Origin of the sequence: Bradyrhizobium sp., from assembly GCF_028868675.1 — a bacterium.
In the GTDB taxonomy this organism is placed as follows: Bacteria; Pseudomonadota; Alphaproteobacteria; order Rhizobiales; family Xanthobacteraceae; genus Bradyrhizobium.
Window position 1 is genome coordinate 1 of record NZ_JAGWUA010000236.1, and the last position, 6,688, is coordinate 6,688.

General features: G+C 67.0%; 8 protein-coding genes. 3 read left to right on the top strand and 5 right to left on the bottom strand.

Annotation, left to right across the window (positions count from 1 at the left end):
- Positions 1–722 (bottom strand): serine hydrolase (locus tag KGM94_RS22205; protein ID WP_300264143.1); only part of this gene is annotated, 722 nt, incomplete at its 3' end.
- A 319-nt stretch (positions 723–1,041) separates the two neighbouring features.
- Between KGM94_RS22205 and KGM94_RS22210 the strand changes: the two genes are divergently transcribed.
- Entirely contained in the window at positions 1,042–2,574 is a 1,533-nt protein-coding gene (locus KGM94_RS22210) for a L,D-transpeptidase (RefSeq protein WP_300264145.1), read from the top strand.
- Positions 2,575–2,684: 110 nt separating this feature from the next.
- On the opposite strand, the gene KGM94_RS22215 is transcribed toward KGM94_RS22210, so the two are convergent.
- From KGM94_RS22215 to KGM94_RS22225, 3 genes are all read right to left on the bottom strand, one after another.
- Entirely contained in the window at positions 2,685–2,927 is a 243-nt protein-coding gene (locus KGM94_RS22215; RefSeq protein WP_300264147.1) for a hypothetical protein, read from the bottom strand.
- 187 nt (positions 2,928–3,114) lie between these two features.
- On the bottom strand, positions 3,115–3,930 hold the full coding sequence (locus KGM94_RS22220) for a CPBP family intramembrane glutamic endopeptidase (RefSeq protein ID WP_300264149.1): 816 nt from the start codon (positions 3,928–3,930) through the stop codon (positions 3,115–3,117).
- A 177-nt stretch (positions 3,931–4,107) separates the two neighbouring features.
- Positions 4,108–4,527, bottom strand: coding sequence for a CHRD domain-containing protein (locus KGM94_RS22225; protein ID WP_300264151.1), 420 nt, complete (start codon positions 4,525–4,527; stop codon positions 4,108–4,110).
- A gap of 153 nt (positions 4,528–4,680) precedes the next feature.
- On the opposite strand from KGM94_RS22225, the gene KGM94_RS22230 reads away from it, so the two are divergent.
- Positions 4,681–5,607 (top strand): cytochrome c, encoded by a 927-nt coding sequence (locus KGM94_RS22230; protein ID WP_300264153.1) that lies wholly within the window; start codon positions 4,681–4,683, stop codon positions 5,605–5,607.
- Here KGM94_RS22230 and KGM94_RS22235 read toward each other — a convergent pair.
- The gene (locus KGM94_RS22235) at positions 5,604–5,849 is read right to left on the bottom strand and encodes an Lrp/AsnC ligand binding domain-containing protein (RefSeq protein WP_300264154.1); all 246 of its coding nucleotides are present in this window, start codon (positions 5,847–5,849) and stop codon (positions 5,604–5,606) included. The two genes, KGM94_RS22230 and KGM94_RS22235, sit on opposite strands and share 4 nt — an antisense overlap.
- A 127-nt stretch (positions 5,850–5,976) precedes the next feature.
- Between KGM94_RS22235 and thiD the strand changes: the two genes are divergently transcribed.
- Positions 5,977–6,688, top strand: a 712-nt coding sequence (gene thiD / locus KGM94_RS22240; protein WP_300264156.1) for a bifunctional hydroxymethylpyrimidine kinase/phosphomethylpyrimidine kinase, incomplete at its 3' end; no start/stop codon positions are given.

Consider the following 6,688-nt stretch of genomic DNA (forward strand, 5'->3'; position numbering starts at 1 on the left):
ATGCGCGTGTTGAACTGCGCGAGACTGACGGCGGCAGCCTTGCCGGGCCGGACGAACAGGTCGCGCCCGAGGCGCGCGATGTCGTCCTGCCCGTCATAGACCTCCTTGAAGTCGACGCCGGAGGACATGTGGAGCAACGCGCGGATCGGCGTCCTGCCGTACTCGGTGCCCGCGAGCGAGGGCACGTAGGTCGCGACCTCGTCGTCGATCGATTTGATGGCGCCGTCGGCGACCGCAATGCCGATCAGCATCGCGGTGACGGTCTTCGCCATCGACTGGGAGAGAAAGCGGTCGCGGTCCGACCGCGCATATTGATAGTGTTCGTACAGGATGGTGTCGTCCCTGGCGATCAGCAGCCCGGTCGTCGGCTGCCGGTCGAGATAGTCGGCGATCGTCCGCCGTGCGCCGCGGAAGCCGTAATAGATCTGAGGCTCGGCCGCGCGCGCGAACGACCAGGGCGCGGCTGCGCGCGCAACGGTGCGCGCGGGCGTCAGCTGGTCGAAATGGCTGTAGCTGGCGACGAGAGTCCGCATCTGCGATGCGCCCGCCAGCGTGCCCAGCGGAAAGCCGTCGTCGGCGCCGTAGGCGGCCGCATCGGGCCCGGTCTTGGAGAACACCGGCCCGGCGACGGCCGGCCTAGCGGCCTCCTGCGCCGCTGCAATGCCCGATGCCGCGATCATGACCGCCGCGGCGATGGACGTTCGCACTATTCGGCTGTTCATCGCCGCCGTCCGCCCTGGTTGCTCGAACGGCGACTGTGCATGGGCGCAGTCCCTCAATCAAGCGGTGCCGCGTCGGGATGGGTTCTTTGACATGGCCCGGTGATCCCTTCGGAGCCGCTCGCCCCGGAGAGGCCGCGGACATGCTGTTGCCGCGATTCGACCGTGAGTTGCGGGTCAGCCGCGAGCCCACGCTTCCGCCTGCCATGGCTGTCGTATATGACAAGCGGCGGCGCGGGTGATGGCGGTGAGTCGATCCGGCAGTCGCGATGAGAGGCTTGATCGGCGCAGGCGTGGACAGGCAATTTGACCGAGGCATGGAATGGTGAATCGACTTGCGATGGCGCGATCCCTCGGGGCGATGCGGGGGTGGGGGGCTTGTGGCTTGGTCGCTTTCGCTGCACTGGCCGTACTGACCGCGGACGCAGCGGCGAAAGAGGCGCGCCGGGCCGCCCCCACCGAAGCCGTGGCGCCGCGCGAGGCCGGCGAGCCGATCATGGCGATCGTGTCGATCAAGAGCCAGCAGGTCACGTTCTACGACGCCGACGGCTGGATCCTGCGCGCGCCGGTGTCGACCGGCACGACGGGCCGCGAGACGCCGGCCGGCGTCTTCGCCGTCATCGAGAAGGACAAGGACCACCATTCGACCATGTATGACGATGCCTGGATGCCGAACATGCAGCGCATCACCTGGAACGGCATCGCGCTGCATGGCGGGCCGCTGCCGGGCTATGCGGCCTCGCATGGCTGCGTGCGGATGCCCTATGGCTTCGCGGAAAAGCTGTTCGACAAGACCCAGATCGGGATGCGGGTGATCATCTCGCCGAACGACGCGGCGCCGGTCGATTTCTCCCATCCGGCGCTGTTCGTGCCGAACGCGGCGGCGATTGCGGCGGCGCCGGCGCGCGCCGAGACGCTGCTCCGCGAGGCGGCGGAGGCCGCCAGGGCCGCCGACGAGGCGAAGAAGGCCGCAGCTACTGCGGCGCGCGAGGCGGCCTCGCTCCCCGCATCGCTGAGGAAGCTGGAACAAGTCAAGAAGCGCGCCGACGCCGAGCTCGCCTTCGCCGACAAGGCGCTCGCCACCGCGAAGACGGACGAGGGGAAGGCGAAGGCCGAGGCGCTGAAGCAGAAGGTTGCGGCCAAGGCCGCGGACGCGGTGGCGCAGCTCGATGCGGCCAAGGCCGATGCGCAGCCGAAGCGCGACGCCGTCGCCGCCACCAGGGACGCCGCCAAGGCGGCGGCGGCGAAGAAAGCCGACACCGCCCGGGCGGCGAACGATGCAAAGCTCGCGCTCGAGCCAGTCTCGGTCTACGTCAGCCGCGCGACGCAGAAGCTTTACGTGCGGCGCAACACGCACAGGCCGGCGCCGGACGGCGGCGGCGAGGTGTTCGATACCAGCATCGAAGTGCCGGTCACGATCCGCAATCCCGACCGGCCGATCGGCACGCATGTGTTCACGGCGATGGCGAAGAGCGAGGCGGGCCTGCGCTGGAGCGTGGTCACGATCGACGGCGCCGACGACGCCAGGGACGCGCTCGACCGCGTCGCCATCCCGCAGAACGTGCTCGATCGCATTGCGCCGACCGCATTGCCGCGATCCTCGATCATCATCTCGGACGAGCCGCTGAGCAGCGAGACCAACTACCGTACCGAGTTCGTCGCGGTGCTGAGCAACCAGCCCCAGGGCGGCTTCATAACGCGCCGGCCGACGGTCGATGTCGTCGCAAGCAGCGACGGCTGGGATTTTGACGGTTTCGGTTTCTTCGGCCAGCGCAACACCCCTCCGCAACCGGCCAATACACGCCGGCGCGGCCAGTATTATTACTATCAACCGGCGCAGCCGCGCTGGTGGTGAGGCGGCGGCAGGCCCTCCCGCTTGCGACAGCGAGATTTGCAGGACGCAAACAAGACGCAAAAAAGGCCCCGCCGAAACGAGGCCTTCCTTGCTTCGCGACTGCGGACGCCTCAGTCGTCCCAGTGGTGACGGCGGATCACGACGCCGCGGTCGTAATCGCGGTCGTGATGGTACCAGCCGTGATGCCAGCCGCGGTCGTGATCATAGAACCGCACGCGCGGACCGTCATAGCGGTGGCCGTAATAGTCGGAGTCGCCGCCCACATAGACGCCCACACCGGCCGCATTGGCGATGGTGGGGGCACCGATTGCAAGCGTCGCTAGCGCCGCAAGAGCGTAGGTGAGCTTCTTCATCTGTTCCTCCTGTGCATCGTTCGTGCAGGGGGCAACGGCTGCCGGCACGAGCCGTTGCAGGAACTCGCCGGAAACTTTCTTGAATGGTTGTTCAGGTTGCAGTCGCTGATGGCCCTCTTGAAACCGACTGCATCGGCTGGATGCTGGTGCTGTGACGGCGTCATTTGGGGACTGACGGAGCGCCGCGCTACAAGCGGCCCGGCAACGCGGCGGGTGCAATCCAGGCGATCAGCGGATAAGTGACGAAAGGCTGCGCGTTGAATAGAAGATGGGTGAGCCACCCGGGAGACAGGGAATCGTATCGGAGGCGCAGCACGAACAATATGGCGCCGAATCCGACCATTGCGACGCCCCAGACGAAGCCCAGGGGAAGAATGTGATTGGCTCCAAAGATCAGGCTGCCCGCCAGCAAGACGGCAGAGTCGCTCCAGCCGATGCGGCGAAGCCAGGTGACCAGCAGTCCCCGATAGAGAATTTCCTCGCATACCGGAGCGGTGATCACGAACAGGATCAGGTAGACCGCAACCGATTGCGCATCATGGAAGTCGATCCGAACTCCGTGACTGGGGCCGCCGGTTTCGTGCGACAGCCACCGCGTCACGATGGGCACGCCGTACATCGCGATCACGAAGGCCACGATGCTCATCGTCAGGGCGGGCCAGGTCAATCTCCGAAACGCAAACACATGCTGCTTGAGTCCGCGGCGTGAGGACCAGCGCGCCGCGACCGCGACGGCGAACCAGCAGGCGACGGCGTAGGCAAACATTCCGTAGAGCCGCACGTTTACCGGTGTCGGCAGGTTGACGGGCGTGCCACGGGCAAGCTGCCATGAGGCAACGACGAAAAGGCCGATCGTCACAAGGAGCGCCGCCAGTCCAACCGGGGCGAGCACGATCAAGAGCACGGGAATGGTGCCACGCCAGCCGCTTTCGGCCGCGGTCGGATGCAAAACGATGTGTCCGCTGGATGGGACGGCCGCAGACGGGCTGTCGGCCTCGGACATTCCTGCTCTCCGGTCCAAATTTCGAGGCAAGCGCGGTTAGCCTAAATCAACCAGAAGGTGCAGGCGAGTCCGCGTGTTGCTGTCCGTGTGTTGCCGCCGGCCTGAAACGCGAAAAGGCCGGACGCCGTCTCCGGCGCCCGGCCTTTGTCGACGATGAAGGCGCGCCCGTGTCCGCGCTTACTTCACCACCTGTCCGCGGATCTCGCCGCCCGGGTTCGCCGCGGTGTGGATGTTGATGTAGTACTTGCCGGCCAGGAGGTCGGCGGCCTGGGCGTCGGTCAGCGTCGCCTCGCCCTTGACCGGGCTCGCTGAGGCATTCGGGATCGCGACCGCGACGCCGGCATTCTTGCCGGGCTCGGCCGGGCCGTGGAAATGCGCGGCCGTGGCCGGTCCCGACAGCCCGGAATAGGTCACGGTCCAGGAGAGCTTCTTGCTGGCGGCGTCGTAGTCGAGCTGGGCCGATCCGCTGCCGCCGCTGGTCGTGGCGGGGACTTCGGATTTGCCGTCCAGCGTCGCCTTCAGTTTCTCGGCGCAGGCCGGACCGGCGAATGCAATGGCCGCTCCGAGCGCAAGCGTGACGAAAACCGGCTTGTTCATGGATCTCTCCCTGTTGACCTCAGTTGGTGGCAATCTCCAAACAGTGCCATTCCGACTTTATTCCCGCGATCGGCTCAAACCATCTAAATTCTTCGTGGCTGGAGCCGGCGCGGCATCCCCCTTAGCTTCGCCGTGCCGTGACGGAACTGCTGCATGTTGCGACGAATAATCCCTGCCATCCTGGTCGTCCTGGCCGCCGCCGTTGGGCTCTATTGGTGGCTGAGCGCGCCCGTCGCGGCGGTGCTGGCGGCGCCGGCGCGCGCCCCCGACCTCGTCAACGGGCGCGAGATGTTCAATGCCGGCGGCTGCGCCTCCTGCCATGCCGTGCCCAACCAGCCCGACCGCCACAGGCTCGGCGGCGGGCTTCCGATCCGCTCGCCGTTCGGGACCTTCTACGCCCCGAACATCTCGCCCGATCCGGCCGACGGAATCGGGCGGTGGAGCGAGGCCGACTTCGTCAACGCGGTGATGAAGGGCGTCTCGCCTGACGGCGCGCACTATTTTCCGGCCTTTCCCTACACCTCCTATGTCCACGCAGATGTCGACGATTTGCGCGATCTCTTCGCCTGGCTGAAGACGCTGCCGGCGGTGCCGGGCCGGGTGCGCGATCACGACCTGCCGTTTCCCTTCAACATCCGCCGCAATGTCGGGATCTGGAAATTGCTGTTCATGGACGACAGGCCGGCCGCCGCCGATCCGGCGCGGTCGCCGCAATGGAATCGGGGCGCCTATCTCGTCAACGGTCCCGGCCATTGCGCCGAGTGCCACAGTCCGCGCAACCTGCTCGGCGGCCTCATCAGTGCGCAGCGTTTTGCCGGTGGTCCCAATCCGGATGGCGAGGGCTGGGTGCCGAACATCACGCAAAAGGGCATCGGCGACTGGAGCGAGAAGGACATCGCCGAGTTCCTGGAGACCGGCGACATGCCGGAAGGCGACAGCGCGTCCGGCGCGATGCGCCCGGTGATCAAGAATCTCGCGCAACTCACGGCGGAGGACCGCGCCGCGATGGCCGCCTATCTGAAATCGCTGCCGCCGGTCGAGGGACCGCCCCCGCCGAAGCGGAAGCAGGGCGGCGGTTAGCCGGCCCCGAACGCCTTGAAGGTGATGATGGTGTGGGTGTCCTGGATGCCCGGCAGCACCTGCACCTTCTCGTTGATGAAATGGCCGATGTCGGTGTCCTTGTCGACGTAGAACTTCACCAGGAGATCGTAGTCGCCCGCCGTGGAGTAGATCTCGGAGGCGATCTCGGCCTCGGCGAGCGCGTTGGCCACCGTGTAGGACTGGCCGAGCTTGCATTTGATCTGGACGAAAAAAGGAACCATCGCGGCTGCTCCGAAGGCATGATCTGGCGGGTAATAGGCCAAAGTCGGCCGGCTTTAGCAAGCGAACTTGCCGCTTCCGGCGCCGCGGGCTAGGACAGGCCGTGAGAACTCGGGAGAAAGCTGCGTAATGACCACGCCGGTGGCGCTCACCATCGCAGGCTCCGATTCGAGCGGCGGCGCCGGTATTCAGGCAGACCTCAAGACCTTTGCCGCGCTCGGCGTCTATGGCGCTTCGGCGATCACGGCGCTGACCGCGCAAAACACCGTGGGCGTCACCGGCATCCATGCGGTGCCTGCGGAGTTCGTGACCGCGCAGATCGATGCCGTGTTCTCCGATCTCGCGGTCGGCGCGGTCAAGATCGGCATGGTGGCGCAGGCCGCCGTCATCGACGCGATCGCCACCGCTCTCGCACGCTGGTCGCCGCGGCACGTCGTGCTCGATCCCGTGATGGTCGCAACCTCCGGCGACCGCCTCCTGGCGCCGGAGGCGGTGGAGGCGTTGCGCACAAGACTCATTCCGCTCGCCTCGATCGTCACGCCGAACCTGCCGGAGGCCGCGGCGCTGCTCGACGAGCCGGTCGCGACCGCCGAGGCCGAGATCGCAGGCCAGGGCCGGCGCCTGCTCGCGCTCGGCTGCCGCGCGGTGCTGGTCAAGGGCGGCCACGGGCAGGGCACCGAGAGCACCGACTATCTCGTCACCGCGGCGGGCACGAAGACGCTGGCCGCGCCGCGGGTCGCGACGAAAAATACCCACGGCACCGGCTGCTCGCTGTCGTCGGCGGTCGCGGCGGGGCTCGCCAGGGGCGAGGCGCTCGAGCTCGCGGTGGACAATGCCAAGG